The organism is Halorhodospira neutriphila (assembly GCF_016584055.1).
Lineage (GTDB): Bacteria > Pseudomonadota > Gammaproteobacteria > Nitrococcales > Halorhodospiraceae > Halorhodospira > Halorhodospira neutriphila.
This window is the reverse complement of sequence record NZ_NRSH01000210.1, coordinates 1-2,092: the sequence shown is the minus strand read 5'-3', so window position 1 is coordinate 2,092 and position 2,092 is coordinate 1. Positions and strand designations below refer to the sequence as shown.

General features: G+C 72.0%; 3 protein-coding genes. All 3 read right to left on the bottom strand.

The genetic code is table 11. The features are described from left to right. Window positions 1-455 (bottom strand): response regulator (locus tag CKO13_RS11835; RefSeq protein WP_200261290.1); only part of this gene is annotated, 455 nt, incomplete at its 3' end. A gap of 15 nt (window positions 456-470) precedes the next feature. Further along, window positions 471-1,163 (bottom strand): chemoreceptor glutamine deamidase CheD, encoded by a 693-nt coding sequence (gene cheD, locus CKO13_RS11830; RefSeq protein WP_200261288.1) that lies wholly within the window; start codon window positions 1,161-1,163, stop codon window positions 471-473. Beyond that, window positions 1,132-1,953 carry a CheR family methyltransferase gene (locus CKO13_RS11825; protein WP_200261285.1) on the bottom strand — a complete coding sequence of 274 codons (822 nt, stop codon included), beginning with the start codon at window positions 1,951-1,953 and terminating at the stop codon, window positions 1,132-1,134. Before CKO13_RS11825 ends, cheD begins: the two co-directional genes overlap by 32 nt. Between the last annotated feature and the right edge of the window lie 139 nt (window positions 1,954-2,092).

The following is a 2,092-nucleotide window of genomic DNA, read 5'->3' as shown; positions in this document are numbered from 1 at the left end:
GGCAGCCGCCGCGGCGGGCGCAGCGGCTGCCCCCCGCCGCCCTCGCCGAGGGGCCGGACGCGCGCCCGCGCCGCGGCCCGGACCTTGCCGATGAGCTCGTCGGCGTAGGCCTCGAGCCCCTGCGCCGTGTCGCCGCGCGGCTTGGTGACGAAGTCCACCGCCCCGAGCGCCAAGGCCTCGAGGGTCTCCTCGGCGCCGTCCTCGGTCAGCGAGGAGACCATGACCACCGGCATGGGGCGCAGCCGCATCAGGTTGCGCAGGAAGGTGAGCCCGTCCATGCGGGGCATCTCGACGTCGAGGGTGAGCACGTCCGGGTCGAGGCGCTTGATCTTCTCCCGGGCGTCGTAGGGATCGCGCGCCGTGGCGACGACCTCGATATCCCCGGCCTGCTCGAGGAGCTCGCCGAGCAGCCGGCGGATCAGCGCCGAGTCGTCGATGACCAGGACACGCACCATCGCCGCGCCCTCCCCTCAGAAGAGATCGACGCCGCCGGTGACCGGCGCCTCGTCGATCTCGTGCAGGTAGTGCTCCTCGCGCCGGAGCAGCGTGTCGTTGCGGGTCTCGTAGAGCTTCTTCGTGCGCGCCCGCCCCGTCGCCGGGAAGTACTGGACCTTGCGGGCGTAGGGCCCGCCGAGGTCCTCGGCGAGCAGGCGCAGCCCCTCGGTGTGGACGTACTCGCGGGCGAACTCGATGTTGCGCTGGCCGACGTCGGTGACCCCGGCGAGGACCTGGCCGCCGCCGAAGAGCTTGAGCTCCAGGTCGCCGCGCCGCCCCCCGAGGGCCATGATCCGGTTGATCAGCTGCTCCATGGCGTAGTTGCCGTAGCGCGTGGCCACGCTCAGCGGGTCCCCCTCCCAGTGCTTGGGATCGCCGCCGCGCACCGGCAGCATGAAGTGGTTCATGCCGCCGACGCGCAGCCGCCGATCCCGCACGCAGGCCGCCACGCAGGAGCCGAGGGTGGTCACGATCATCTCCTCGGCGTGCTCGGTGACGTAGAACTCGCCGGGCAGGATCTTGGCGGCGAAGGTCCCGTGCTGCGGGTCCCAGTAGCGGTTGATCGCCTCGAAGCCCGGCAGCGCCGGCGGCGGCTCGACGCCGCGGTTGCGCACGCCGGAGGCGCCGGCCGCAGCGTCACTCCGCCTTTCGGTAGATCGTACGGCCATGCGACTCGAACTGCTCACTGACCTTCCATAGGGTCTCGGAGTGGCCGATGTAGAGCCACCCGCCGGGGGCCATGACCTCAGCGACCCGCTCGAAGAGCCGGCGCTGGATCTCCTTGCTGAAGTAGATGATGACGTTGCGGCAGAAGACGATATCGAACGGCTCCCGGAAAGGCCACTCGTGGAGCAGGTTCAGCTGCTGGAAGGCCACCAGCCGCCGGACCTCCGGGCGGACCCGGACGAGCCCCTCGTTGCGCCCCTTGCCGCGCAGGAAGTGGCCGCGCAGCTCCTCGCGGCTCAGGCCCTCGACGCGGCGCTGCTCGTAGATGCCGGCCTCGGCGTGCTCGAGCACGCTGCTGTCGAGGTCGGTGCCGACGATCCGCACCCGCTCCGCCGCCGCCCGCTCGCCGAGCGCGTCCCGGGCGGTGATGGCGGCCGAGTAGACCTCCTCGCCGGTGGAGCAGCCCGCCGACCAGATCCGCACGGCGCCGCGGCTGCCCTGCAGGACCCCCTGGAGGTGCTCAAAGTGGTGCCCCTCCCGGAAGAACGCCGTGAGGTTGGTGGTCAGGGCGTTGACGAAGTGCGCCATCTCGCGGCGCTCGGGGTCGTCGACGAGCAGCCGCCGATAGCTGGCGAAGTCCGGCAGGTCGAGGGCGCGCAGCCGCCGGGCGAGCCGCGAGTAGACCATGTCCCCCTTGGCCTCGCTGAGCTGGATGCCCGTCTCGCGGCCGACCGTCTCCCGGATCCACTCGAAGTCCTCCTGGGTAAAGCGAAACTCCCGCTCACCACCCACCGGCGACGACTCCCTCCCTGCAGTCCGGCTGGCGCCGCCCGGCCCACCGCGGCCGGGCGGCTGCCGAGCGCCGCTCTAGAACTCTTCCCACTCGCTGTCTTCCGGCTCCTGGGCGCCCCCGGCCTGCCGCCGGCTCGAG

Bases quoted from the DNA above. Each gene is read 5' to 3' on its own strand.
- cheD (WP_200261288.1), bottom strand. From the start codon at position 1,163: ATGGCCGTACGATCTACCGAAAGGCGGAGTGACGCTGCGGCCGGCGCC.